Raw genomic sequence first — 25533 nt, forward strand, 5'->3', positions numbered from 1 at the left:
CGCGCCCCGCGCCGGGGGCGCATGCGGGGGGGGCCCAGGACCCAGGCGGGCCCGGGGGGGGGGGGGGGGGCGGGGGGGGCCGGGGGCGCCGCCGGGGCGGGCGCGACGGGTGCGCCCGCCCCGGTCGGGACGCGACCGGCGGGCCGGTCGGCCGTGCTCGTCATCGCGGTGTCACCGGGCCGGCAGCGGGGCGGGAGTCACCAGCCGCGCTCGGCCAGGCGGTGCGGGACCGGGATGTCGTCGACGTTGATGCCGACCATGGCCTCGCCCAGGCCGCGCGAGACGTCCGCGAGGACGGCCGGGTCGTCGTAGAACGTGGTGGCCTTGACGATCGCGGCCGCACGCTGGGCGGGGTTGCCGGACTTGAAGATGCCCGAGCCGACGAACACGCCCTCCGCACCGAGCTGCATCATCATGGCCGCGTCGGCCGGGGTCGCGATGCCGCCCGCGGTGAACATGACCACGGGCAGCTTGCCCGTGGCGGCGATCTCCTTGACGAGCTCGTACGGCGCCTGGAGCTCCTTGGCCGCGACGAAGAGCTCGTCCTCGGGCAGGGACGTCAGGCGACGGATCTCGCCGCGGATGGTGCGCATGTGCGTGGTCGCGTTGGACACGTCGCCCGTGCCGGCCTCGCCCTTGGAGCGGATCATGGCCGCGCCCTCGGTGATGCGGCGCAGCGCCTCGCCCAGGTTGGTCGCCCCGCACACGAACGGTGCCTCGAAGGCCCACTTGTCGATGTGGTTGGCGTAGTCGGCCGGGGTCAGGACCTCGGACTCGTCGATGTAGTCGACGCCGAGAGCCTGCAGCACCTGGGCCTCGACGAAGTGACCGATGCGCGCCTTGGCCATGACCGGGATCGAGACCGCGGCGATGATGCCGTCGATCATGTCGGGGTCGCTCATGCGCGAGACCCCGCCCTGGGCGCGGATGTCGGCCGGGACGCGCTCGAGGGCCATGACGGCCACCGCGCCGGCGTCCTCGGCGATCTTCGCCTGCTCGGGCGTGACGACGTCCATGATGACGCCGCCCTTGAGCATCTCGGCCATGCCGCGCTTGACCTTGGCCGAGCCGACGACGTCGCCGGTCACCTGGGGGCTGTTCTCGCCGGAATTCTCCACGGACACCGCGAAACCTCACATCTTCACGTTGGGACGCGTGAGCAGGGGTCACGCTCACGCCGCCGACATGCTCGCACGTCACCACCCAGTCTACGGAGGTGCGCCCACCCCTCGGGCAGCCCCGGAACCCGACCGGTCGGTCAGGGGTTGCGGTCGAGGGCGGGCGGCCAGGCGTCGTCCAGCTCGACCGTGACCGGCATGGGCGCGTGCCCCGCCAACGAGAACACCCGGGCGTACCACGTGCGGCGCAGGCGCTGCGTCTGGGCCACGGCCTCGTTGTGGAAGCGGCGCGCGAGCTGCGCCCGGTACCAGGCCCCGGCCAGCGCCGCGAGCAGCTCGGCCCCCAGGAGCGAGGACCGGATCTCCCGCACCTCCTCCGGGTCCTCCAGGGCCGCGCGCAACGTCGCCGACAGGTCGCTCTCCGCGCGCGCCCGCTCAGAACCCACCCCCGCCAGGAGGCGAGGCGCCCCGACCGTCGCGACGCCGTCGGGCCCGTGAGCCGACCCCGGCGAGACCACGAGCTCCGCCAGCCCCGGCACCACCGACGCGACCTCACGCGTGCGCAGGTCGTCGTCCAGGACCTCGTACGCCGCCTCGGCGACCAGGACCGAGCTCGCCGGGTCCAGCTCGCCCGACCCCGCCAGGTCGAGCGCCGCCGACGCCCGCCGCTCCAGCTGGGCGTCCAGCGCCAGGCGCGAGGCCATGACCTTGCGGTGCAACCGGTCCAGGCGCGAGGCAGCGACCCACAGGGCCCACCCCGCGACCAGCACCACAGCCACCACGATGATGGCGATCTCCGACCACGTCACGACGGGTTCCTCTCCTGCTCCGGACGAGGCCACAGCCCCAGGCGACGACCACCACGCAACGACGCAGGATCCTCGTGCACCGGGATCACCGCGTCCGAGGCCGCCAACGCCATCTCGTACACCGCGAGCACCTCGGCCGTCACCGTCGACCAGTCGAACCGGCGCACGAACGAGATCGCCCGCTCGCAGTACCGCTCCCGGCCCGCCGGGTCCGCCAGGACCCGCAGCACCGTGTCCGCCAACGCGACCGGGTCCCCCACCGGGAACAACGCCCCCGCCTGCCCCTCGTCCAGCACCCGCCGAAAAGCCCCCAGGTCCGAAGCCACCACGCACGCCCCCGCGCTCATCGCCTCCACCAGCACGATCCCGAAGCTCTCCCCACCCGTCTGCGGCGCGATGTACACGTCCACCGACGACAACAAGGACGCCTTCTCCTCGTCCGAGATCGACCCCAGGAACTCCACGGCGCTCGCGGCCTCCCCGAGCGCCTCGAGCGCGTCCGCGCGGCCCTGGTCCCCGCGGCCCGCGATCAGGAACCGGGCCCCCGGGACGGCCTCGAGGATGCGCGGGATCGCGGCCGTCAGGACCGGCAAGCCCTTGCGCGGCTCGTCCAGGCGCCCCAGGAACGCGATGGTCGGTGCGTCCGCGGTCCCCTGCCACTTCGCCGACGGGGCAGCGTCCGCGAACGTGTCGACGTAGACGCCGTTGGGGATCACGACCGCATCACCCCCCATGTGCTCCACGAGCGTGCGCCGGGCGTCCTCCGAGACCGCGATGCGCGCCGAGATCTTCTCCAGGCTCTGGCGCACCAACGGGTAGACCACCTGCAGCGCGCGCGAGCGGATCAACGCCGTGTGGAACGTCGCCACGATCGGCCCCTGAGCGATCCACAGCGCCAGCATGCTCAACGACGGCGTGACCGGCTCGTGCAGGTGCAGCACGTCGAACTGACCCGCGTCCAGCCACCGGCGCACCCGCGCCGCCGTGACCGGACCGAACGTCATCCGCGCCACCGACCCGTTGTACTTGACCGGCACCGCACGCCCCGCGGACGTGATGTAGTCCGGGATGGGGGTGTCCTCGTCCGCCGGGGCCAGCACCGACACCTCGTGCCCCTGCGCCATGAGCGCCTCCGCCAGGTCCCGGATGTGGAACTGCACCCCACCCGGCACGTCGAACGAGTACGGGCACACGATCCCGATCTTCAGACTCATGCCGAGCCCACCGCCCCTCCACCCGTCGCACCCTGCGCGTCCTTCGCCCGGGACCGGGCGTACCGGTCCGGATCCAGGTCCGCCACGAACACCTTCTGCAGCATGTGCCAGTCCTCCGGGTCCGCGGCGACGGCCTCCGCCAGCTGGTCGACCCACGCCTGCGTCACCGCCGCGACCCGCTCGCTGCGCGGCACCCCGTCCGGGACCGCGACCTGCGGGAAGAACCGGATGACGATCCCCCACGGAGTCCCCGCCGCCCGACGACGAGGACCCGTCAGGCGCTCGTATCGGATCGACGCCGTCAACAACGGCGCCCCCGTCGAGACAGCCAGCGCCGCAGGACCCGCCGCGACCCGGGCCCGCTCGCCGAACAGGTCCACCTCCACACCCCGCGCCGTCAGGTCACGGTCCGCGAGCAACGGGATGAGCTTGCCCGGCCCCCGCGCCCCGCGCATCAGCTCACGGAACACGTCACCGTCGCCCAACGCCAGGATCTCGATCCCCAACGAGTTGCGGAACGCCAAGAACTCCTGGAACAGCTCCTCAGGCTTGAGCCGCTCCGCGACCGTCAGCACCGGCGCGATGTGCTGCGTCGCATACGCCCCCGCCAGGTCCCAGTTGCCCATGTGACCCAGCGCCAGGACCGGCGTCACCCCCTGCGAGGTGAACCGCAGGCAGTTCTCGTACCCCTCCAGACGCACCCGCGCCTCGATCTGCGCAGGGGACGCCCCCGGCAACGTGAACGCCTCGCGGTAGTAGCGCATGTACGAACGCATGCCCGCCCGGCTCAACCGGCGCAGCCCCCGGGCGTCCGACCCAGGACGCACCCGCGCCAAGTTCCTCTCCAGCTGCGCCACACCACCGCGGCGCGTCGCCCACGCCACGTCCGCGATCACCGTGAACAACCCCCGCAGCACCGGCTCCGGCACCTTGTGAGCGTTGCGCCACGCGAACGTGAACGCCTTGTCCGCGCTCACCCCCACCTCAGGCACCACCCTCGGACGCCCCGGCAGCGACCGCCTGACGACGCACCGTCGCCATGCGCTGCACCACCGTCACGGCGCTCGCGGCCGCGAGCAGCCCCAGGACCACGACCAGGACCGTCACCGGGAGCCCCAGGCCCACCAGGCCCGCCGCGACGAGCGTCACGACCAGACGGTCGGCACGCTCGGCGATCCCGACGGCGGCCGTCATGCCCAGGCCCTCGGCCCGTGCCCGCGCGTACGGGACCACCGACCCCAGGACCAGGCACGCGAGCCCCACCGTGATGCCCCACGTGTTCTCGGTGCGGACGAACCACACGATCAGCCCCGTGAAGATCGCGGCGTCGGCCAGACGGTCCAGCGTCGAGTCCAGGAACGCCCCCCACGGCCCCGAGCGCCCCGACAGGCGGGCCATCACCCCGTCCAGCGCGTCCGAGAACGCGAAGACCATGATCGCCATGGTGCCCGCGAACAGGTGCCCCGTCGGGAACAGCCACAGCGCGGAGGCCACCACGCCCACCGTGCCCACGATCGTCACCGCGTCCGGGGAGACCCCGATCCGCAGCAGGAAGGCCGCGACCGGCGTGAACAAGCGCGTCACGACGGCGCGAAGTCGCCCGAACATCTAGCTCTCCTTGGGTGCGGGCGCCGCAGGAGACGCCGGGTCGTCGTTCGTCGGACGTGCCTCGTGGACCGCGCCGGCCTCCCAGGCCGCCGCGAGCCGTGCACGGGTGTCCCCCAACAGCTCCGGCACGGCCTTGGTGTGCGCCACGATCGGCAGGAAGTTCGCGTCCCCCGACCAGCGCGGCACCACGTGCTGGTGCAGGTGCGCCGCGATGCCGGCCCCTGCGACCGCACCCTGGTTCATGCCCAGGTTGAAGCCGTCAGGACCTGACACCGCACGCGTCACCCGCATCGCCTGCTGCGACAGCCGCGCCAGCTCGTCGGTCTCCTCCGAGGTGAGCTCGGTGTAGTCCGACACGTGCCGGTACGGGCACACCATCAGGTGGCCCGGGTTGTACGGGTACAGGTTGAGCACCACGAAGCACCACGTGCCGCGCGCCACGATCAACCCGTCCTCGTCGGACAGCGCAGGGATCCGGCAGAAGGGGCACGACGACGACCGGTCGTCGACCGGCTTGTCCTGACCGCCGATGTAGACCATCCGGTGCGGCGTCCACAACCGGTCCATCCCGTCGTCGAACCGTGGATGCCCCTGCGGACCCTCCACGGAGTACCCCGTCCCTGCGCCGTCCGACGTCACGCGTCAGACCTGGCTGCGCTCGCGGACCGCAGACACGATCCGCTCGATGGCCTCGGCCACGGGCACGCCGTTGTCCTGGCGCCCGTCGCGGTAGCGGAACGAGACCGCACCGGCCTCGACGTCCTCGCCACCGGCGATGAGCACGAAGGGCACCTTCTCCTTGGACGCGTTGCGGATCTTCTTGGCGAACCGGTCGTCGGAAAGGTCGAGCTCGGCGCGGATGCCGCGGGCCTTGAGCTCGGCGACGACGTCCTTGAGGTAGTCGTCGAACGCCTCGGCCACCGGGACGGCGAGCACCTGGACGGGCGCCAGCCAGGCCGGGAAGAGCCCCGCATAGTGCTCGATGAGCACACCCATGAACCGCTCGATCGAGCCGAACTTGGCCGAGTGGATCATCACCGGCTGCTGCTTGGTACCGTCTGCCGCCGTGTACTCCAGGCCGAAGCCCTTCGGCTGGTTGAAGTCGTACTGCACCGTGCCCATCTGCCACGTGCGGCCGATGGCGTCCTTGGCCTGGACCGAGATCTTGGGGCCGTAGAAGGCAGCGCCGCCCGGGTCCGCCACGAGCTCGAGACCCGACTCGACAGCGACCTTCTCCAGCACAGCGGTGGCCTTGGCCCAGTCCTCGTCGGTGCCGACGAACTTGTCGGGCTTGGAGTCGTCCCGCGTCGACAGCTCCAGGTAGAAGTCGTCGAGGCCGAAGTCGGTGAGCACCGACAGCATGAAGTTCAGCAGGTGCTTGACCTCGTCCGGGGCCTGCTCTGGCGTGACGTAGGAGTGCGAGTCGTCCTGGGTCAGGCCGCGCACACGCGTCAGGCCCTGGACCACGCCGGACTTCTCGTACCGGTACACGGTGCCGAACTCGAACAACCGGATCGGCAGCTCGCGGTACGAGCGCCCGCGGCTCGAGAAGATCAGGTTGTGCATGGGGCAGTTCATCGCCTTGAGGCGATAGCGCCCGTGGTCACCGACCTCCTCGAGGTCGAGCGCCGGGAACATCGTGTCCGCGTAGTACGGCAGGTGGCCCGAGGTGAAGAAGAGCTCTTCCTTGGTGATGTGCGGGGTGCCGACGTAGGAGAACCCCTCCTCGATGTGGCGCTGGCGGACGTAGTCCTCCATGACCCGCTTGATCACGCCGCCCTTCGGGTGGAACAGCGGCAGGGCCGAGCCGACCTGGTCGTTGAACGAGAACAGGTCCATCTCGGCACCGATGCGGCGGTGGTCACGACGCTCGGCCTCGGCGAGGCGCTCCGTGTAGGCGCGCAGCTCGTCCTTGGTGGGCCAGGCCGTGCCGTACACGCGCTGGAGCTGCGGGTTCTTCTCGCTGCCGCGCCAGTAGGCGGCCGCGCTGCGCATGAGCTGGAAGCCGTTGCCGATCAGACGCGTGCTGGGCAGGTGCGGGCCGCGGCACAGGTCCTTCCAGGCCACCGTGCCGTCGCGACGGACGTTGTCGTAGATGGTGAGCTCGCCGGCACCGACCTCGACCGACACGCCCTCCCCTGCTGCGTCGTCGGCGGAGCCGGAGCCCTTGAGGCCGATCAGCTCGAGCTTGTACGGCTCGTTCGCGAGCTCGGCGCGGGCCTCGTCGTCGGTCACGACGCGGCGCTCGAACGTCTGCCCGTCCTTGATGATGCGTGCCATGACCTTGTCGAGAGCCTTGAGGTCCTCGGGCGTGAACGGGGTCTCGACGTCGAAGTCGTAGTAGAAGCCGTCACGGACGGGCGGGCCGATGCCGAGCTTGGCGTCGGGGTTGACCTGCTGCACGGCCTGGGCCAGGACGTGCGCGGCCGAGTGGCGCAGCACGTCGAGACCGTCGGGCGAGTCGATGGTCACGCCCTCGACCTCGTCACCCTCGGCGACCGGGGTGTCGAGGTCCTTGAGCTCACCGTTCACGCGGAGGACGACGACCTCACGGCGGCCCGAGAACAGGTCCGCACCGGTCGCCCCCGTCTCCACCGTGGTCCGTTCTCCGTCGAGAGTGATGGACAAAGGTGACGATACGACGTCTGACACAGTGCGCGCTCCTAGCAGCTCAACAGGGCGTTCGATAGGGCGCCGCCAGACGGCGGCGCCCCTCGATGTTACCGACCTCGGCCGGTGGAGTGCGTATCTCGACCGGTCAGTCGTTGGCCTTCTTGGCCTTCTCGGCCAGGGCGTCGACGTGGCCGTCGACCGAGTCGGGCGCGATTCCCTTGATCTTCTCCGCGACGTCGTCGATCTTGTCGTCGGTCAGGAACTCCTTGGCCTTGTCGAGCAGACCCCCCAGACCCTCCTTGGCCTCGCCGGCAGCGGCCGCAGCCTTGTCCTTCGCCTCGTCGATACCCATGTTCGGCTCCTCGCGTCACGTCGTGCGGTGAGGCTCGTGCCTCACCACTCGGCAAACTACCGCCGCCCTGCGGATCCTTCCTGGCGAAGACACGCCGGGCGAGCTCGAGATCACCCACGACGACCCCCTCCTCCTCCGGGCCGAGTGGTGAGCCGCCCGGGGAGGTCGTGTCGAGCGAGGTACGCGCTTGGCACACTATTTTGAACAAGGAGACGGCGATGTCCGCAAAGTGTGAGATGTCCGACCCCGAGTGCTCCGCTCCCTGGCGTCGCCCCGCCCGCCTCGGCCCGCCGAGCGGGCATCATGTCGCCCGTGCCCTACACCCCCGTCCACGCCCTCGTCGCCCTCCCCCTCGCCGGCAGGCGGGCGCGTCGCGCGCTCTCCCCCGCCCTCCTCCTCTGGGCGCTGCCGGCGTTCACGATCGGCGCGATGGTCCCGGACGCTCCCCTGTTCCTCGACGTGCTGTGGCCCGGTACCGACGAGCTGGCCCACCCCACGCACCGTCTGCTGGGCGTCGTGACCGTCGACCTCGCCCTCACCGTGGCCTTCACGGCCCTGTGGGTCCTCGTGGTCCGCGGGCCCTACCTCGCTGCGCTGCCTCGCCGGACACCCCTCTCCCCCGACGTGTCGACCCGGACCGCTCGCCCCCTCGCGATCGCGGCCGCCGTCGCCGGGTTCGCCGTGGCGGGGACGCTCACCCACGTCCTCTGGGACGACTTCACGCACCTGCGCGGGACCGCTGTCCAGACCTGGGACGTCCTGCGGACCCCGGTCGCCGGGGTCGCGGCGTACAAGTACCTCCAGCACGGGAGCTCGTTCCTCGGGTTCGTCGCCCTCGCGGCCCTCGTCGTGCGCTGGTGGCGGACCGCTCGGCCCGTCGCGGCGCGGCAGCACCTGCGCTCCGCGGTCCTGGCCGTGGCGGCCGGCGCCGTGGTGGGGGCGCTCGGAGCGGTCGTGCGCCTGCTCGCGACCGACCAGGCGGTGACCGTCTTCTCGCTCGCCCGTCTCGCCGCGACCTACCCGGTGCTCGGAGCGGGCCTGGGGCTGGTCGTGTGGGCAACCGTGCGGACCGCTGCCTCCCGTCGGGAGGCCGGGCGGCCCGTGTCCGCGGGCGCTCCCGTCCCGCCCTCGGACCGAGGGGGCCCGACGGCGTCACGTGCGTGACGTCGTCGGCTCCACCGGGCGCTCCGGTCAGGTGGGACGCACGTCCGCGCGGCGCTGCGCCTCCTCCGCGACCCCGCGCAACCGCTCGACGTACGCAGACCATTCCTGGTCCGACAGCGGCGGGAGGTTGTCGCCGTCCGCCCTGAGCCCCGCGCTCCCGTCGGTGAGCTCGCGCAGGATGTCGGCGTGTCCCGCGTGACGGGTCAGGTCGCTCGTGACGTGCACAATGACCTGGAACAACGTGACGTCGGCGATCTCGGCAGGCCACCACGGGACGCGGCCGAGCGCGTCGAGGTCGAGAGCCGCGATCGTCTCGTCCGCGAACGTCCAGACCCTCCGGTAGAGGTCCACGACCGAGTCGGTGGAATCCTCGGCGATCGCCCACATGTCGGCGTTGTCCTCGGCGTCCTCGGCGGCCCACGCGACCTCCTCCGGCGTGGGCCACGCCCGCCCGAACGTGCGACCGAAGTAGTCGATCTCCACCCCGGCGGCGTGCCTGACGAGGCCGAGCAGGTTCGTCCCCGTCGGGGTCGACGGCCATCGGGCCGCCCGTTCGTCGAGGCCGTCGAGCTTCCAGAGGAGCGCGTCGCGCGCTGCCTGGAGGTACCGCTGCAGGGTCGCCTTGTGGTCGGGCGCGTTCACGGCGTCGGACGGCTCGGACGCCGCCGCGGTCTGGGTGCTCTCCATCGGTCGAGTCTGCTGCCGCGGTCGAGGGGTGGCAAGGCCGGGGCCCGTCCGTCTCCGGGACGACCGGGTTCTCCACCGGAGACGGTCGAGCATGGAGCCCCGGTCGGCGCGGTGCGTGCACGGCCGGACGGGTCGGCGCACGACCCTGTGCCGCTCGGGTACCGGTACCGGCACGACCTCCCACGCGAGCCGGTCCGGCCGTATGTTCGAGACGTGCGGACCGTCCGGGCTCCGGCCCAGGCCTCGATGCGAGCCGACACCGACCGACGCGAGGAGCGACCACCATGACAGGACCGACGACGGCCTGGACCACCGACGAGCTGGACAGGATCGGCCGGGCCGAGGAGCTGCAGGTCTCCTCGAGGCGGCCCGACGGGACGCTGCGGCCGTACGTGACGATCTGGGTCGTGCGCGTGGGCGACGAGGTCTACGTGCGCTCGGCCTACGGCCGTGAGAACGGGTGGTTCCGCCGTGCCCTCGCCGACCCGCGAGGCCGCGTCCGCGCCGGAGGGGTCGAGAAGGACGTGGCGTTCGTCGAACCTCCGGGCACCGTGCACCCGGCCGTCGACGCGGCCTACCACGCCAAGTACGACCGGCACGGTCCGGAGATCGTCGGCACCGTGACCGGGACCGCAGGGGCCGCCGCGACCTTCCGTCTCGAGCCGCTCACGGCCTAGCGCCCCGTCCGGGCAGGTCCGCCGTGGGCCGCCGCCCGGTCGGGACGACGCGCCCTCGCGCTCACGCCCGCGTCCGGGCGGGGCCCTCACCCCGCAGGTGCGACGTCGTCGACCGCTCTGAGCCCGTTGAGCGCGCGCGGGTAGCCGATGTACGGCACGAGTTGGGTCACCACGTCCACGAGGACCTCCCGTCCGTTGCCGACGTTGCCGTTCGCGGCCACGTGCCCGCGCACCTGCGGGTCGCAGCCGCCGAGCGCGACGAGCATCGCGAACGTGAGGAGCTCGCGCGTGGGCAGGTCGAGCCCCGTGCGCGTGTAGTGGTCGCCGAAGCAGTTCGCGGACAGCAGGCGCTGGACGTGCACCTGGTCCGCGGGCGCGTTCGTGTAGAGCGACTCGACGACGTCGGCACCCACGATCTCCCGCTGGACGGCCAGCCCCTTGGTGGCCCGGTCGTGCGGGGTCGTCGTCGACTGGCCCGGCAGCGGGAGCTCGACGCCGTGCTCGACCAGGACCTCGTTCGTGACGTGCAGGGCGTCGAGGACCTTGGCCATGCCCACGTACGGCACGCACTGGTAGACGATCTCCTTGACCTCGACGGGCGTGACGCCGACCGCGAGCGCCGCGCCGAGCATGGCCCGGTACTCCGCGGCCCCCTGGCACGCGACCAGGGCCGCGAGCTGGACCATGAGCCGGGTCCTCGGTGCGAGGCGGCTGTCGCGCAGGACCTCGTCGAACGCGAGGTCCTCGAAGTGCTCGACGAGCTCGGGGTCGGTGAACGCGAGCGTCGAGACCCGTCCTGGGAAGAGCTCGTCGCGCTGGGCACGGGCGGCGTCGCTGGGAGCCATGGGTGTTCTCCTCGTCGTGCGTGCGGGTCCGGGACGCTGCCCGGCGCGGCGCCCCGGTGGGCGCCGTCTCCAGTCCACGATGCTCCGGGCCGGGCCGCACCCGGGAGGCCCGGGTGGTCCGGGTACCGGTAGGGCTCCTCCCGGGGTCTGGGCCGGGAAGGGCCCGCTCGCCCGACGGCGTCACGCCCCAGGTCGCCTGTCGTGGGTTCGCGGCGGTGCGGCCTGGGTAGGGTGTGCGCGTGACGAAGATCTCTCTCCCCCCGCTGCACTGGTTGTCCCACGAAGGCGCAGGTCAGGTCGACGGTGACGCCGTGACCCTGACGGCCCCGGCCGGCACCGACTGGACCGACGACGCTCTGGGCGCACCGCCCCAGCACGCGGCCCCTGCCCTGGTGTTCGACGCTCCCGCCGAGCTGGCGCTGTCCGCGCGGGTCCGGGTGCCGTCGGAGCGCACGACGTTCGACGCGGGCGCCCTGGTCCTGTGGGCCGACGAGGCGCACTGGGCCAAGCTCTGCTTCGAGCAGTCGCCCCAGGGGCGGGCCATGGTCGTCTCGACCGTCACGAACGAGTACACCGACGACTGCAACTCGTGGGACGTCGACGACGAGTCGGTCCACCTGCGGATCGTCCGCACCGGGCCCGGGTGGGCCTTCCACGCCTCGCGCGACGGAGAGGCCTGGGAGTTCGTCCGCCTCTTCCGCCTCTACACCGACCTGCCCGTCAGCATCGGGTTCCTCGCGCAGGCGCCCATGGGCGAGGCGTGCACCGCGGTCTTCGACCGGATCGTCCTGGACGACGCCGCGCCCAGCGACCTGCGCGACGGCAGCTGACCGCGCAGAGAGTACCCACCGACGACGCAAGGGCCGGCGAGCCTGTCGCGGACCTGCCCGCCGGACAGGGGGCTACGTCGTGGAGGCGGGCTCCCCCAGGGGTGGCTGGGACTCGAGCAGGACACGCGCGACGACGCGTGCCCTCTCGAACGGGTGGGTGAAGGTCTCCATCCCGACCGTGACGATCGCACCCTCGTAGAGCAGCATCATCGCCCTCGCCAGCGACGAGGCGTCCTGCATCCCGGCCTGCCGGCACAGCTCGTCGAACAGCCCGAGCAGCCATGCCTTCTGGCGCGACACCTCGCCGAACACCGGGTTCCCGTCGCGCCCGTCCCCGACCTCGGCCCGCGCGTTGATGGCGCTGCAGCCCTTGGGGCTGTTCGCGTCGGACCAGGAGATGGCCGCGTCGAAGACCGTCAGCACGCGCTCGACGCCCGGTGCGGGCACCCGTGCCAGGTGGGCCTCGACGTGGTCCCGCCACCTGGCGTCCCTGTGCTGGAGGTACGCGACGACGAGCGCTTCCTTGGAACCGAACCGGTCGTACAGCGTCTTCTTGGTCACCCCTGCGGACTCGGCGATCGTGTCGACCCCGACCGAGTGGATGCCGCGTTCGTAGAACAGGCGCGACGCGGCGTCGAGAACACGGCGGGCGCCTGGTGTCAGGGGGGTGAGCTCGGGGACCGGCATGACGTCGACTATACCAATCTGTATAGTCGCCGCATGAGTAAACAGATCGGTCTACTACATCGCGGGGTGACGCTCCTGGCAGCGGTCGCCTTCGTGGCGACCTGGAGCTCGGGGTTCCTCGTCCCGGCCTTCGCCGTCGTCGAGGTCTCACCGCTCACGTTGCTCGTCTGGCGGTTCGTCCCCCTGGCGGCCGTGCTGCTCGTCCTGGCCCTCGCCCGCGGCGTCGCCCGCAGCGCCGGCGCGGCAGTGCTCCGACGCCAGGCCGTCATCGGGCTGTTCGCCCAGTTCGGCTACTGCGTCTTCGTCTACGCCGCGATAGCGGCCGGCATCGCGACGGGCACCGTCGCCCTGATCGACGCCGTGCAGCCGCTCGTGGTCGCGGTGCTCGTGGGCCCGCTGCTGGGCCTCCAGGTGCGTGGAGCACAGTGGGCAGGGCTGGCCGTCGGCGCCCTGGGGGTGCTGCTGGTCGTGCGGTCGCAGCTCGAGGGTGCCTCGGCACACCCGTCGGCGTACCTCCTGCCCCTTCTCGCCATGTCGTGCCTGATCGTCGCCACCTTCCTCCAGCGTCGGTCGGACGCGCAGGCCGGAGTGCTCACGACGCTGACCGTGCACGTCGTCGTGACGGCTGCAGCGCTCGTCGTGGTCGCTGCGGCGACGGGGACGCTCACGCCGCCCGCGTCGGCGACGTTCTGGCTCGCGGCCGGCTTCGCGGCCGCGTTCCCCACGCTGGCCGCCTACGGTCTCTACTGGTGGCTGCTGCGCCGGGTGGGCGTCACGGCGCTCAACGCGCTCCTCTTCCTGATCGCACCGGCGACGGCCGCCGGGGGTGCGGTGCTCCTCGGCGAGAACCTCACGGTCGTCACCCTCGTCGGGTTCGCGCTCTGCGGAGCCGGTGTGGCCGTCGTGATGGCCTACGAGACCTCCGCGGCGGCGGACTCCGGGCCGCGGGCGCGGGCGACGCGACCGGATGAACCAGGCGGCTGCGAGGCGAAGGCGCCGGGGCGACCCGTCGCGCTCACCGCGGCGGGTACAGCTCGGGCGCCCCGGGGGGATCCTCCCCGACCAGGCCGTCGATCGACTCGCGGATCAGGTCGGCGTGCCCGACGTGCCGGGCGTACTCCTCGATGAGGTCGACCAGGACACGGCGCAGGCTCGACCTCTCGCCGCCGTCCCCTGGCTGCCAGACGAGCCGACGGTCCAGCCCGCCGTCGGCCAGCGCCTCGTCGACCGCCGCGCGCGCCCGGACGACCGCCGTGCGCCACAGCTCGTACAGATACTGCGGGCTGTCGTGCGCCGCAGAGGTCCAGGGCCACTCCGGGGACAGGTCCCAGTCGACCGTGTCCCAGGGCTCGCCCGGCGCCCTGCCGTGGAGCATGGTCGAGAACCAGAGCTCCTCGGCGAACGCGAGATGCTTGAGAAGACCGCCGAGCGTGATCGCCGAGGCCGCGACCCTGACCCCGAGGTCCTCGGCGTCGAGCCCGCCGACCTTCCACGCGAACGTCGCCCGCTGACGCTCGAGCGAGCCGAGGAGCGTCGCGACCTCGTCCCCCGCGACCGGCGGCTCGATCAGCTCCCGGTCGTGCGTCGCCTCGTCCATGAGCTCCTCCAGGTGGGTGCGATCCGACCGTTCCCACTGTAGGCAGCACAGGCTCTGGCCGGGCGACGAGCACGCACGCGCTCGAGGCCGATCAGCCGCGGCGCGCAAGACGCGGGTAGTCGATCACGAGACCGTCGGCGTCGACCGTGAGGTCGGCCGTGAAGTCTCGTGAGGCGCTCGTGTAGGTGACGACCCCGCGCCCGATAGCCGGGTCGTACGGGGCGCCGGCCGCGTACACCTGCTCGCTGCGCACGACGCGGAGCGAGGGGACGTCGACCCAGGCCATGGTCAACGCGGTCACCGCGGGAGCCTGCGCACCCAGGAGCCCCAGACGCAGGATCGGCATGGAGTTCGTCACGGGGCACAGCGCGAGGTCGCAGTCGAGCGCGCCCGCGAGCGCCGCCGGGTCCTCGAGGCCGGGGGTCGCGAGGTCGACCGGGGCCGCACCGGAGTGCGAGACCTCCGCGCTCCACTCTCCTGACCCCGCCCGCTCGAGCTGGAGGTCCCGGGACCAGCCCTGTCCCCGCACCGTCACCTCGAGCCGGCGCGTGACCCAGTGCGGCCCGGTGGTCAGGGACCAGGCCGTCACGTAGGTCGGGCCGCGTGACGTACCGAGGCACTCGAACCGGTCCGCGCCGAGCGAGAGGACCGCGGTGTCCACGCGGTCCGGGTCGTCCTCCCCCACCCACGAGACGTGTCGACGCGTCATGTCCACGCTCCTTCGTCACGAGCGGTGCACGGGCCCTGCCCGTACCGTTCCTGCCGGTCTACCAGGCTTCCGACGGGCTCGACACCCGGACGACGCGCGACTCTCGCGCGACGCCTGGGGAGCCCCTGTGCCGCCGCCCGGCGCGGACGACAGGCGGGCCCTTGGTCCGACGACGCGGGTGACCAACGTCCCGACCTCAGGGAGGAAGGTCCCGGCTCGCCCGGGATTGGCCACTACATGTGGGCTTACATGGGTGTAATTGCTACTACATCTAGTTCCAACTGCGTCTCGGCGCGCCGGTGAGATCGTGCCGGCCCGAGGCGTCCGTCGAGAGGTTGTGGTCGCACATGAGCCCGGTCGAGGTCGCGCAGGACGAGGACGTCGCGTCACAGGAGGCGACGTCCCTGACGGTGCTCAAGAGGGACGGACGTCGGCTCCCCTTCGACGACGCCCGCATCCGGGCGGCACTCCGCAAGGCCTACGAGGACGTCCACGGCGACCTCTCGCCCCTCGTCGAGCAGACCCTCGACGGAGTGCTCGAGCGGGTGGTCGCGGAGATCTCGGTGCGCTTCGCCGACGTCGTCCAGATCTACGAGATCCAGGCCGTGGTCGAGCACGAGCTCCTCGAGTCGCGCGAGTACGACGTGGCCCGCGCCTACATCGACTACCGGGTCCAGCGGGACTTCGCGCGCAGCAGGTCGACCGACCTCAACCACTCGATCGTCGGCCTCATCAGCAAGGACTCGGCGGTCGTCTACGAGAACGCGAACAAGGACTCGGACGTCTTCAACACCCAGCGCGACCTGACGGCCGGGGCCGTGGGCAAGGCGGTCGGCCTGCGCATGCTGCCGCCGCACGTGGCCAACGCGCACCAGAAGGGCGACATCCACTACCACGACCTCGACTACCACCCCTACGCGCCCATGACGAACTGCTGCCTGATCGACTTCCGGACCATGCTGTCCGAGGGGTTCCGCATCGGCAACGCCCAGGTCGAGCCGCCCCGCTCGATCCAGACCGCGGCCGCGCAGATCACGCAGATCATCGCGAACGTCGCCTCGAGCCAGTACGGCGGGTGCTCGGTCAACCGGATCGACGAGCTCCTGGCCCCCTACGCCGCGCTGAACCACGCCAAGCACCTCGTCGAGGCCGAGCGCTGGATCCCGGACGCCTCGGCGCACGACGCGTACGCCCGGGCCAAGACGTCCAAGGACATCTACGACGCGATGCAGAGCCTCGAGTACGAGATCAACACGCTCTTCACGTCCAACGGGCAGACGCCGTTCACCTCGGTCGGGTTCGGGCTCGGCACGGGCTGGCTCGAGCGCGAGATCCAGCGCGCGATCCTGCAGATCCGGCTCAAGGGGCTGGGTGCCGAGGGGCGCACCGCGATCTTCCCCAAGCTGATCTACACGTTGCGGCGCGGCCTCAACCTGGAACCGGGGGACGAGAACTACGACATCAAGGAGCTCGCGGTCGAGTGCGCGACCAAGCGCATGTACCCCGACGTGCTGAGCTACGACAAGATCGTCGAGCTCACGGGCAGCTTCAAGATGCCCATGGGCTGCCGCTCGTTCCTGCAGGGCTGGCAGGACGAGGACGGGAACGACGTCGTCGAGGGCCGCATGAACCTCGGCGTCGTGACGCTCAACCTGCCGCGCATCGCCCTCGAGGCCCAGGGCAGCCAGGAGGCGTTCTGGGCGCTGCTCGAGGAGCGGCTCGTCACGGTGCGCGACGCGCTGGTGTACCGGATCGAGCGCTGCAAGCAGGCCGTGCCGGGCAACGCCCCGATCCTGTACGTGCACGGAGCGTTCGGCGAACGTCTCGCGCCCGAGGACGACGTCGACCAGCTCTTCCGCGCGGGGCGCGCGACGGTCTCGCTCGGGTACATCGGGTTGTACGAGGTCGCCGCGGCCTTCTACGGGGGCGCCTGGGAGCAGGACCCCGAGGCCAAGGAGCTCACGCTGCGGGTGCTCCGCGAGCTGCACGCGCACACCCGGGCCTGGACGGCCGAGCACGGCTACCACTTCAGCGTGTACTCGACGCCGAGCGAGAGCCTGACGGACCGGTTCGCCCGCATGGACCGCGAGAAGTTCGGCGAGGTCGCGGACATCACCGACAAGGAGTACTACACCAACAGCTTCCACTACGACGTGCGCAAGGACCCGACGCCGTTCGAGAAGCTCGACTTCGAGATGGACTACCCGCAGTACGCGTCGGGTGGGTTCATCCACTACTGCGAGTACCCCGTGCTCCAGCAGAACCCCAAGGCGCTCGAGGCCGTGTGGGACTACGCCTACGACCGCGTGGGGTACCTGGGCACGAACACCCCGATCGACCGCTGCTACGCGTGCGGCTACGCGGGCGACTTCACGCCGACCGCGCGCGGCTTCGCGTGCCCGGGCTGTGGGAACTCCGACCCGCGGACGTGCGACGTCGTCAAGCGCACGTGCGGGTACCTGGGCAACCCGCAGCAGCGGCCCATGGTGCACGGCCGGCACGTCGAGATCTCCTCGCGCGTCAAGCACATGGCCGGACCCGTGAGCCTCGGCGAGGTCGGCGTCGCCGGGGTGGTTCGCGGCGCGACGCTCGCGGCCCCCACGGGCCCCGCGGAAGCCTGAGGCCGTCGTGCCGCGGGAGCCGCAGCCGGGCTGGAGCTCGGAGCGCTTCAGCCAGGGCTACGTCGCGGACTACAAGCCGTTCGTGTTCGTCGACGGCGAGGGCGTGCGCTGCAGCCTCTACGTGAGCGGGTGCCTGTTCGCGTGCGAGGGCTGCTTCAACGAGGCGACCTGGAGCTTTCGCTACGGCTCCGCGTACACCGACGAGCTCGAGGACCGCATCCTGGCGGACCTCGCGCACGAGTCGGTGCAGGGCCTGTCGCTGCTCGGCGGCGAGCCGTTCCTCAACACGGGCGTGTGCCTGCGGCTCGTGCGTCGCGTGCGTGAGCGGTTCGGTCGGTCCAAGGACGTGTGGTGCTGGAGCGGGTTCACGCTCGAGGAGCTGCGCGGAGGCTCGCAGGACAAGCGGGACCTCCTCGCCGGTCTCGACGTCCTGGTCGACGGCCGGTTCGAGATCGCGCGCCGCGATCTCACGCTCCCGTTCCGCGGGAGCACCAACCAGCGCGTCCTGTCGGTCCCGGCCTCGCTCGCTGCGGGCAGCGCGGTCCCGTGGTCGCCGGCGCGCGAGACCCGGCGGAGCGCCTGACCTCCCCTGCCCGACGGCGTCGCGCCCCTTCCGCGCGAAGGTCCGCGACGTCGTCGGGCAGGCCGGGACGACGCGGCGCAAGTCTCCTCGGCGTGGGACCGACCCTCCGACGGGGTCGAGACGGGGTAGAACTGGAGGATGCGCACGAACCCCCACGAACTCACCCATCAGGTGCTGGCCGCCCGCGGCGTCGGCGGCCACCGCCAGTACCGCATCCCCGCCCTCGCCGTCACCACGCGAGGAACCGTCCTCGCGGCCTACGACGGGCGCCCCAACCTCGACGACCTGCCGAACACGATCGACCTCCTGGTCCGCCGTAGCCTCGACCACGGACGCACCTGGGAGCCCCAGCAGGACGTGCGCGTCGGCACGGGGCTCCAGGGGTTCGGCGACCCGAGCCTGCTCGTCGACAAGGTCACCGGACGGGTCTTCTGCTTCCACGCCGCAGGGACCCACGCGGGGTTCTTCGAGGCTGCCCCGGGCCTCGAGCCCGAGGACGACGTCCAGCACGTCGACCTGTCGTTCTCCGACGACGACGGCCTGACGTGGAGCCACTGCCGCGTGACGGCCTCGCTCAAGCCGCAGGGCGTCACGGGACTGTTCGCGGCGGCCGGCGCGGGCATCCAGCTCGAGACCGGACCGTTCGCCGGGCGCCTGGTCCAGCAGATGGTCCTGCTCCTGCGCGGCGAGATCCGCGCCGCGTCGGCGTACTCGGACGACCACGGCGACACCTGGACGCTGGGCGAGCCCACGGGCCCCGGGGCCAACGAGAACAAGGTCGTCGAGCTGCGCGACGGTCGCCTGCTGCTGAGCTCGCGCGCGAAGGGGTGCCGGTTGCAGGCGGTCTCGACCGACGGCGGTCGCTCGTACGGGCCGCTGCACCCCGTGCACGACCTGCCCGACCCGAGCGACAACGGGAGCGTCCTTCGGCTCGGGGACGTGACCGACGTGGCCGCTCCCCTGCTCGCGACGAACAACCGCGACGCCGACCTGCGCCGCAACACCGTGCTCAGTGTGTCGCACGACGAGGGTGCGAGCTGGCGACCCGCGCTGACGATCTGCGCGGGCTCGAGCGCGTACTCGACGGGAGCCGTGCTCGCCGACGGGTCGCTCGGGGTGCTCTACGAGCGTGACGGGTACCGCGAGATCGTCTTCGCGCGCATCGAGGCCGAGGCGCTCTCGCCCGCGGCCCTCGGGGAGGCCGTCGAGACGTTCGTGGACGACGACGGCGGCGCCTTGACCATGGTGCTGCGCTCGATCACCCCGGGGCGCCCCGCGCAGTGGGTCAGCGTGGGCGCGTCGCACGTCATCTCGGCCGAGGGCGGCGACTGGGGCGTGCACACCTGGAAGGAGATCGGGCAGGGGTACGACGGCGACCAGGTGCTCGGCACGCGCGAGGCCCAGGACGCCAACTACGGGCCGGCCGCGCCGGGCCTGCGGGCCGGCGACATCCTCGCGTTCACCGGGCGCTTCCGGCACCAGAGCGACGATCCCGTGACCGCTGGGCTGAGCGGGAGCTTCGACGGCGACGTCCCCGCCGACTTCCCCGCCGTCCGACTCTCTCCCGGTGAGGCCGTCCTGTACTTCACGCCGACCTACACCGTGACCGCGGACGACGTGGCACGCGGCGAGGCTCGCGTCGAGTGCGCGGTCCAGGCCGGCGACGCCCGCTTCGAGCGGGCGTTCCGCGCGGACACCGTGACCGGGGAGGTCGTGCCGGTCGAGCGCTGACGGCCCTCCCCCGGACCGCAGACCCGCGGGCGCGCGATCCGGGGGCGCGGGTCAGGGCGGTGCGTCGGGGAGGGCGCGGGCCTCGGCGTCGGCGTCGGCGTCGGGCATGGTCTCCGGCCCGGGGCGGGGTCCGGCGGTGACGCCGGCCGCGTCCTCGCCGCGGGCCGCGTCGTCGGACGCGAGGTCGGTGCGGGTGTGGGCCCGCTCGCCCTGCGGCCCGAACAGGCTGAGCACCTCGGCGCCCTCCTGGCCCGTGCTGCCGAACCAGTGGGGCGTGCGGGTGTCGAACTCGGCGACCTCCCCGGCGTCGAGCACGATGTCCCGGTCCCCCACGACGAGCCGCAGCCGGCCCGTGAGCACGTACAGCCACTCGTAGCCGTCGTGCGTCGTGAGCACGGGCTCGGCGGCCTTGCGCGGGACGAGGATCTTCCAGGCGTGCTGGCTCGCGGGCTGCCGGGTCAGGGGCACGACCACCCGGCCGTTGACCCTCCGCGGGGTGAGCCGGATGCGGGGGTCTCCCGTCTCCGGGGCGCGCACGAGCTCGTCGAGCGGTACCCGGTAGGCGTGGGCGAGCAGCAGGAGGAGCTCGAGGCTCGGCTTGCGCCCCCCGGTCTCGAGGCGCGACAGCGTGCTCTTGGAGATGCCCGTCGTGTCCGCGAGCGCCGCGAGGGTGATCCCGCGTCGCCGCCGGAGGGCGCCGAGCCGAGGCCCGACCTGGTCGAGTGCGCGTCCGATCGCTGCCGTGGGGTCGTCCATCGCACCATCCCACCACTCTGTCCCAGTTCTGGCAACGAGCATTGCCGGATCCGGGTCGAACCGGCAACCTCGGCGGTATGAACCTCACCCCGCACGCACCCCGCTCCCGGTCAGGACTCGTGGGTGCGCTCGCGCTCGCCACGCTCCTGGCCTCGCTCGGCACGAGCGTCGCGAACGTCGCGCTGCCCACGCTCGCGCACGAGCTCGGAGCACCCTTCGGCCGGGTGCAGTGGGTCGTCCTGGCGTACCTGCTGGCCATGACCGTGACCGCGGTCGCCGTGGGGAGGCTCGGTGACGCCCTCGGGCGACAGCGTGTGCTCCTCGGGGGCCTCGGTCTGTTCACGGCCGCGACGCTCGCGTGCGCTCTGGCGCCCTCCCTCGCGGCGCTCGTCGCCGCCCGCTCGCTGCAGGGGGTCGGTGCCGCCGTCATGATCGCGCTGCCCCTGGCACTCGTGCGGGACGTCGTGCCCGAGGCACGCACCGGAGCAGCCATGGGGCTGCTGGGGACGACCTCGGCGGTCGGGACCGCGCTGGGGCCCGCCGGGGGCGGGCTGCTGATCGCCACGTCAGGCTGGCAGGCGGGCTTCGTGGCCATGCTGCCGCTCGCGGGCGTCGCTCTCGTGCTCACCTGGCGCGGCCTCGGCGACGAGCCCGCCCCGGTCCGGTCGGGCGCGAGGTTCGACGTCGCGGGCGCCCTCGTGCTCACGGCGGCCCTGGTGGCGGGCGCCCTCGCGATGACTCCTGACGCCGTCCCACAGGTCGGCGCCGGACCGCTGCTCGTGGGCGCAGCGGTCCTCGTCGCGCTGCTCGTCGCGATCGAGCGCAGGACGGCTGCACCGCTCGTGCCGTGGGGGCTCCTGCGCTCCCGCGCCCTGAGCGGTGGCCTGCTCATGAACCTGCTCGTCGCGACGGTGATGATGAGCACCCTGGTCGTGGGCCCCTTCTACCTCGCAGGCGGGCTGGGGCTCGACGAGGCCGCGATCGGCCTCACGCTCGCGGTCGGGCCGGTCGTGTCGGCACTGACCGGCGTCGTCGCCGGGAGGGTCGTCGACCGTGCCGGCGCGGGCGCGATGACGACCGTCGCTCTCCTGACCATGACGGCCGGGGCCGTCCTGCTCGTGGTGCTGCCTCCCGCCTGGGGCCCGCCCGGATACGTGCTCGCGCTCGTGGTCCTGACTCCTGGCTACCAGCTCTTCCTGGCCGCGAACAACACCGCCGTCATGACGACAGCCGCCGCGCGACGGCGTGGGACCGTCTCGGGCGTCCTGAGCCTCTCGCGCAACCTCGGCCTCATCGCGGGCGCCTCGGCCATGGGCGCCGTGTTCGCGGCGGCGACCGGGTCGGTCGAGGTCCAGGGCGCCACGGTGGCCTCGATCTCGGCCGGCATGCAGACGACCTTCCTCGTCGCGACGGCCCTCCTGGGCGTCGCGACCGTGGTCTCTCTCGCGGTGCGCGCGCGTGCCGCCGTCGGGCAGTGACCGGAGGCCGCTAGGCCTGCGTCTGACGCCGGACGATCTCCGCGATCCAGGCGGGAGCGAAGGGCGACGTGCAGCCCGGGGGCGTCGGGTAGTCCTTGAGGACCTCGAGCCGCTCACCGATGCCGACCGCACGGGCACGGAGCTCGGGGTGGTGGATGCCGATGGTGGCCAGGCACTCGTTCATGGCCCACTGCAGACGCTCGGGGGCGTCCTTCATGTCGGCCTCGATGCGGTCGAGGAGCCCCGGCAGGTCGATCCCCTCGGGGGACTTCGCCACGCGGTCGGTCGTCAGCGCCCACCCGGCGCTCGCGACGACCGGGTCGGGGTCGGCGAACCACGCGACGCGCAGCTCCTCGACGTGAGGGCTCTTCTTGACGACGTAGCTCACGAGCCACCCGTGCACCTTGGGCACGCGGGCGTCGCGCAGCATGGCGTCGAGCTCCGCGGCCGACCAGGACTTGGGGCGGCAGACCAGGATCGCGACGAGGCGCGCCGCGGTGTCTCCGGTCTCCCAGAGCTGCTCCGCGAGCTCGTGCTGGGTCTTGAGGCTCTTCGCGACCGCGCGCAGCCTGGTGAGGTTGACGCCGTGGTCGTCCCCGTGGCGCTCGTTCACCGCGCGGATCTTGGGGTCCTCCAGGGCCTCGAGCTGGGTCAGCACGTCGCTGACGGTCGCCTGGGCCACGGCAGTGGAAGCCATGTCGATCTCCTCGCTCGCTCGATCGGTCGTCGCTCACACCCTACGTCTCTGCCTCCCCCCCCACGGCGAGCGCTCGTGGAGACCGCTCGCGGGGCACGGGCGGCGTCGCGGAAACTCGTGCGAGATCCTGGGAACGCTCAGGCCTCCTTCCGCGTTGACCTGACGGAATCCACCCGCGATCTGAGAGAGACATGGACGCAGACAGTACGAACCCCCTTGTGCCGGCCACCGATGCTGCGACGAGGGGGTGCAGGTTCTGATGTGGGTGCTGACACTCCTGCTCGGCGTCGTCGTGATCGTGGCGATCACGGCCGTGACGGGCTATTTCGTCGCCCAGGAGTTCGCGTACATGGCGGTGGACCGGTCACGGTTGAGCGCCCGCGCGGGCTCGGGCGACCCGGGGGCCAAGCGCGCCCTGGCCGTCACCAAGCGCACGTCCTTCATGCTCTCGGGCGCCCAGCTGGGCATCACCGTGACCGGGCTGCTGGTCGGCTACGTCGCCGAGCCGCTCGTCGGTGAGTCCCTGGGCGAGGCCCTGGGCGGGGTCGGCGTCCCGACCGGCGTGGGCATCGCGGTGGGCACCGTCCTGGCCCTGGTGTTCTCGACGTTCGTCCAGATGATCTTCGGCGAGCTCTTCCCCAAGAACCTCGCGATCGCCCGGCCGGAGCCGGTCGCCCTGTGGCTCGCCCGCTCGACGACCATCTACCTGGCCGTGTTCGGGTGGCTCATCAAGATCTTCGACCAGGCGTCGAACCTCCTGCTCAAGGCGCTGCGGATCGAGCCGGTCCACGACGTCGAGCACTCGGCGACGGCCCGCGACCTCGAGCACATCGTCGCGGACTCGCGGCAGAGCGGCGACCTGCCCGGCGAGCTCTCGGTGCTCCTGGACCGCATCCTCGACTTCCCCGAGCGCGACGTCGAGCACGCCATGATCCCGCGCGCCCGCGTCGACGTCGTGCACGCGGGCGACACCCTCGCGGAGGTGCGGGCACGGATGGCGGCGGGACACTCGCGCTACCCGGTGCTCGCCGACGACGACCAGGTCGTGGGCGTCGTCCACCTCGTCGACGTGCTGACGACCACGCACGGCGACGACGTCCCGACCCAGGACTTCATGCGCCCCGTGGTCGTCGTCCCGACAGCGATGAGCCTGCCCGACGCCCTGCGCGAGCTCACCGAGACCCGCAACCAGCTCGCGTGCGTGATCGACGAGTACGGCGGGTTCGCGGGCGTCCTGACGGCAGAGGACCTGGCCGAGGAGCTCGTCGGGGAGATCACCGACGAGCACGACCCCGCGACGCCCACCATCGCCCCGCGCGACGACGACGGGATCTGGGTCATGCCCGGAGACACCCACATCGACGAGGTCGAGCGCGCGATCGGTCGCGACCTGCCGCGGGGAGACTACGAGACGATCGCGGGCCTCGTGATCGACCAGCACGGCTCGCTGCTCGAACCGGGTGAGGGGATCGTCGTCGAGCTGCCGCTCGACCCGGCCGACCTCGCCCTCGCTGCGGAACCGGCGCCCGCCTGGATGCGCGTGGACGTGGTCGAGGTCGAGCGCCACGTCCCGTCGCTGGTCCGTGTGACGTTCCCGACGGACGACCGACCGCTGCCAGCACCCGACGCCGCGCCTGACGCGACGCCCGAGACCGAGGAGGGCGACCGATGAGCACCCCCTGGGTCGTCGTGGCCATCACCGTCGTCATCATCGCGCTCAGCGCGTTCTTCGTCGCCGTCGAGTTCGCGCTGCTCGCCGCCAAGCGGCACCGCCTCGAGGACGCCGCCCCCAACAGCCGCTCGGCGCGGGCCGCGCTGCGCAGCTCGACCGAGCTGACCGTGCTGCTCGCCGGGTCGCAGCTCGGCATCACGGCCTGCACGCTCGCGCTCGGCGCCATCACCAAGCCGGCCGTCCACCACTGGCTCACGCCCGCGTTCGAGGCGTGGGGCGCCCCGTTGTGGGTCGCGGACGCCGCCGGGTTCGTCCTCGCGCTGATCATCGTGACGTTCCTGCACCTGGTCGTCGGCGAGATGGCCCCCAAGTCGTGGGCCATCGCTCACCCCGAGACCTCGGCCACGCTGCTGGCCATCCCCATGCGCGGCTTCATGTGGCTGACCCGCCCCCTGCTCACGGGGCTCAACAACATGGCCAACTGGTGCCTGGTCAAGGTCGGCGTCGAGCCGACGGGGCAGATCGCCTCGGGCCAGAGCGCCGACGACCTGCGTCACCTCGTCGAGCACTCGGCCAACGTCGGCGCGCTGGACCCGGCGTACTTCGCCCAGCTCTCGGGGGCGCTGGACCTGCAGACCCTCACCGTGGGCGACCTGCTCACGGGTCAGGGCAGGCCCACCATGGTCTCGCTCGACGCCACCGTCCACGACGTGCAGGAGGCCACGCGCGCGTCCGGCCACCTGCGGATCCTGCTCGGGGACGACACCAGCATCTCGGGGGTCGTGCACGTGCGCGACACCCTCGACGTGGGCCTCGACCGTCCCGCGGCCGAGCTCATGCGGCCCCCCTTCACGCTCGAACGGTCCGTGCCCGTCTACGCGGCTCTCGCCCAGATGCGCGAGACCCGCAACCACCTCGCCGTGGTGACCGACGGCGCCTCGGTCGCCGGGGTCATCGCGCTGTCGGACGTCATGGCGCGGCTCTTCCCGCGGGAGGTCGCCGCGGCCTGACACGAGGCGGCGTGCTCTGCGCCAGCCGCCACATCCTGACGACGGCGCCCCACCCGGTCGAAGCACCGGGTGGGG

General features: G+C 72.2%; 25 protein-coding genes. 10 read left to right on the forward strand and 15 right to left on the reverse strand.

Translation table 11 applies throughout. The features are described 5' to 3' along the window. Nucleotides 1–197 precede the first annotated feature (197 nt). From pdxS to H9641_RS14255, 8 genes are all read right to left on the reverse strand, one after another. Nucleotides 198–1124 (reverse strand): pyridoxal 5'-phosphate synthase lyase subunit PdxS, encoded by a 927-nt coding sequence (gene pdxS, locus H9641_RS14220; RefSeq protein ID WP_377616450.1) that lies wholly within the window; start codon nucleotides 1122–1124, stop codon nucleotides 198–200. A 134-nt stretch (nucleotides 1125–1258) separates the two neighbouring features. Then, nucleotides 1259–1927, reverse strand: coding sequence for a hypothetical protein (locus tag H9641_RS14225; protein ID WP_191804904.1), 669 nt, complete (start codon nucleotides 1925–1927; stop codon nucleotides 1259–1261). Continuing rightward, nucleotides 1924–3135 carry a glycosyltransferase family 4 protein gene (locus H9641_RS14230; RefSeq protein ID WP_191805065.1) on the reverse strand — a complete coding sequence of 404 codons (1212 nt, stop codon included), beginning with the start codon at nucleotides 3133–3135 and terminating at the stop codon, nucleotides 1924–1926. The genes H9641_RS14225 and H9641_RS14230 overlap by 4 nt, the downstream gene beginning before the upstream one ends. 2 nt (nucleotides 3136–3137) lie before the next feature. Then, a complete protein-coding gene (locus H9641_RS14235; protein ID WP_404821952.1) occupies nucleotides 3138–4124 on the reverse strand; it encodes a phosphatidylinositol mannoside acyltransferase in 987 nt (328 codons plus the stop codon). Nucleotide 4125: 1 nt separating this feature from the next. Beyond that, a complete protein-coding gene (pgsA, locus tag H9641_RS14240; protein WP_191804908.1) occupies nucleotides 4126–4749 on the reverse strand; it encodes a phosphatidylinositol phosphate synthase in 624 nt (207 codons plus the stop codon). Continuing rightward, nucleotides 4750–5316 carry an HIT family protein gene (locus H9641_RS14245; protein WP_191805067.1) on the reverse strand — a complete coding sequence of 189 codons (567 nt, stop codon included), beginning with the start codon at nucleotides 5314–5316 and terminating at the stop codon, nucleotides 4750–4752. It abuts the gene before it with no gap. Nucleotides 5317–5391: 75 nt separating this feature from the next. Further along, complete coding sequence (thrS, locus tag H9641_RS14250; RefSeq protein WP_404821953.1) at nucleotides 5392–7371, reverse strand: threonine--tRNA ligase; 1980 nt, start codon at nucleotides 7369–7371, stop codon at nucleotides 5392–5394. A 136-nt stretch (nucleotides 7372–7507) separates the two neighbouring features. After that, nucleotides 7508–7714: a hypothetical protein gene (locus H9641_RS14255; protein WP_191805100.1), complete on the reverse strand. Its 207-nt coding sequence runs from the start codon at nucleotides 7712–7714 to the stop codon at nucleotides 7508–7510. 312 nt (nucleotides 7715–8026) lie between these two features. Between H9641_RS14255 and H9641_RS14260 the strand changes: the two genes are divergently transcribed. Beyond that, complete coding sequence (locus H9641_RS14260; RefSeq protein WP_191804912.1) at nucleotides 8027–8878, forward strand: DUF4184 family protein; 852 nt, start codon at nucleotides 8027–8029, stop codon at nucleotides 8876–8878. 27 nt (nucleotides 8879–8905) lie between these two features. On the opposite strand, the gene H9641_RS14265 is transcribed toward H9641_RS14260, so the two are convergent. After that, on the reverse strand, nucleotides 8906–9565 hold the full coding sequence (locus H9641_RS14265; protein ID WP_191804914.1) for a DinB family protein: 660 nt from the start codon (nucleotides 9563–9565) through the stop codon (nucleotides 8906–8908). A gap of 284 nt (nucleotides 9566–9849) precedes the next feature. On the opposite strand from H9641_RS14265, the gene H9641_RS14270 reads away from it, so the two are divergent. Continuing rightward, on the forward strand, nucleotides 9850–10242 hold the full coding sequence (locus H9641_RS14270; protein ID WP_191804916.1) for a DUF2255 family protein: 393 nt from the start codon (nucleotides 9850–9852) through the stop codon (nucleotides 10240–10242). 86 nt (nucleotides 10243–10328) lie between these two features. Here H9641_RS14270 and H9641_RS14275 read toward each other — a convergent pair whose 3' ends face one another. After that, on the reverse strand, nucleotides 10329–11087 hold the full coding sequence (locus H9641_RS14275; protein ID WP_191804919.1) for a carboxymuconolactone decarboxylase family protein: 759 nt from the start codon (nucleotides 11085–11087) through the stop codon (nucleotides 10329–10331). A 239-nt stretch (nucleotides 11088–11326) separates the two neighbouring features. Between H9641_RS14275 and H9641_RS14280 the strand changes: the two genes are divergently transcribed. Further along, nucleotides 11327–11917, forward strand: coding sequence for a DUF1349 domain-containing protein (locus H9641_RS14280; protein ID WP_318244603.1), 591 nt, complete (start codon nucleotides 11327–11329; stop codon nucleotides 11915–11917). 72 nt (nucleotides 11918–11989) lie between these two features. On the opposite strand, the gene H9641_RS14285 is transcribed toward H9641_RS14280, so the two are convergent. Beyond that, complete coding sequence (locus tag H9641_RS14285) at nucleotides 11990–12604, reverse strand: TetR/AcrR family transcriptional regulator (RefSeq protein WP_191804923.1); 615 nt, start codon at nucleotides 12602–12604, stop codon at nucleotides 11990–11992. A gap of 33 nt (nucleotides 12605–12637) precedes the next feature. Between H9641_RS14285 and H9641_RS14290 the strand changes: the two genes are divergently transcribed. Further along, a complete protein-coding gene (locus tag H9641_RS14290) occupies nucleotides 12638–13732 on the forward strand; it encodes a DMT family transporter (RefSeq protein ID WP_225220514.1) in 1095 nt (364 codons plus the stop codon). Here the strand turns inward: H9641_RS14290 and H9641_RS14295 are convergent. Together H9641_RS14295 and H9641_RS14300 are read right to left on the reverse strand one after the other, a co-directional pair. After that, nucleotides 13620–14201, reverse strand: coding sequence for a DinB family protein (locus H9641_RS14295; RefSeq protein WP_191804925.1), 582 nt, complete (start codon nucleotides 14199–14201; stop codon nucleotides 13620–13622). The two genes, H9641_RS14290 and H9641_RS14295, sit on opposite strands and share 113 nt — an antisense overlap. 91 nt (nucleotides 14202–14292) lie before the next feature. Continuing rightward, nucleotides 14293–14910: a putative glycolipid-binding domain-containing protein gene (locus H9641_RS14300; RefSeq protein ID WP_191804927.1), complete on the reverse strand. Its 618-nt coding sequence runs from the start codon at nucleotides 14908–14910 to the stop codon at nucleotides 14293–14295. Between the two features lie 347 nt (nucleotides 14911–15257). Between H9641_RS14300 and nrdD the strand changes: the two genes are divergently transcribed. From nrdD to H9641_RS14315, 3 genes are all read left to right on the forward strand, one after another. Continuing rightward, nucleotides 15258–17531 carry an anaerobic ribonucleoside-triphosphate reductase gene (gene nrdD, locus H9641_RS14305; RefSeq protein WP_191804929.1) on the forward strand — a complete coding sequence of 758 codons (2274 nt, stop codon included), beginning with the start codon at nucleotides 15258–15260 and terminating at the stop codon, nucleotides 17529–17531. Nucleotides 17532–17538: 7 nt separating this feature from the next. After that, entirely contained in the window at nucleotides 17539–18114 is a 576-nt protein-coding gene (nrdG, locus tag H9641_RS14310; RefSeq protein ID WP_191804931.1) for an anaerobic ribonucleoside-triphosphate reductase activating protein, read from the forward strand. A gap of 138 nt (nucleotides 18115–18252) precedes the next feature. Further along, nucleotides 18253–19845 (forward strand): sialidase family protein, encoded by a 1593-nt coding sequence (locus H9641_RS14315; protein ID WP_191804933.1) that lies wholly within the window; start codon nucleotides 18253–18255, stop codon nucleotides 19843–19845. A 51-nt stretch (nucleotides 19846–19896) separates the two neighbouring features. On the opposite strand, the gene H9641_RS14320 is transcribed toward H9641_RS14315, so the two are convergent. Beyond that, nucleotides 19897–20601: a helix-turn-helix domain-containing protein gene (locus tag H9641_RS14320; RefSeq protein WP_191804935.1), complete on the reverse strand. Its 705-nt coding sequence runs from the start codon at nucleotides 20599–20601 to the stop codon at nucleotides 19897–19899. Nucleotides 20602–20678: 77 nt separating this feature from the next. On the opposite strand from H9641_RS14320, the gene H9641_RS14325 reads away from it, so the two are divergent. Continuing rightward, entirely contained in the window at nucleotides 20679–22079 is a 1401-nt protein-coding gene (locus H9641_RS14325; RefSeq protein ID WP_191804937.1) for an MFS transporter, read from the forward strand. Between the two features lie 10 nt (nucleotides 22080–22089). Here the strand turns inward: H9641_RS14325 and H9641_RS14330 are convergent, their stop codons facing one another. Continuing rightward, entirely contained in the window at nucleotides 22090–22776 is a 687-nt protein-coding gene (locus H9641_RS14330; RefSeq protein WP_191804939.1) for a DNA alkylation repair protein, read from the reverse strand. Nucleotides 22777–23035: 259 nt separating this feature from the next. Here H9641_RS14330 and H9641_RS14335 point away from each other — a divergent pair, with 259 nt between their 5' ends. Together H9641_RS14335 and H9641_RS14340 are read left to right on the forward strand one after the other, a co-directional pair. Next, entirely contained in the window at nucleotides 23036–24448 is a 1413-nt protein-coding gene (locus tag H9641_RS14335; RefSeq protein ID WP_225220515.1) for a hemolysin family protein, read from the forward strand. Next, on the forward strand, nucleotides 24445–25458 hold the full coding sequence (locus tag H9641_RS14340) for a hemolysin family protein (RefSeq protein WP_191804941.1): 1014 nt from the start codon (nucleotides 24445–24447) through the stop codon (nucleotides 25456–25458). Before H9641_RS14335 ends, H9641_RS14340 begins: the two co-directional genes overlap by 4 nt. The last annotated feature ends 75 nt before the right edge of the window (nucleotides 25459–25533 follow it).

Source organism: Oerskovia merdavium, assembly GCF_014836755.1.
GTDB lineage: Bacteria > Actinomycetota > Actinomycetes > Actinomycetales > Cellulomonadaceae > Oerskovia > Oerskovia merdavium.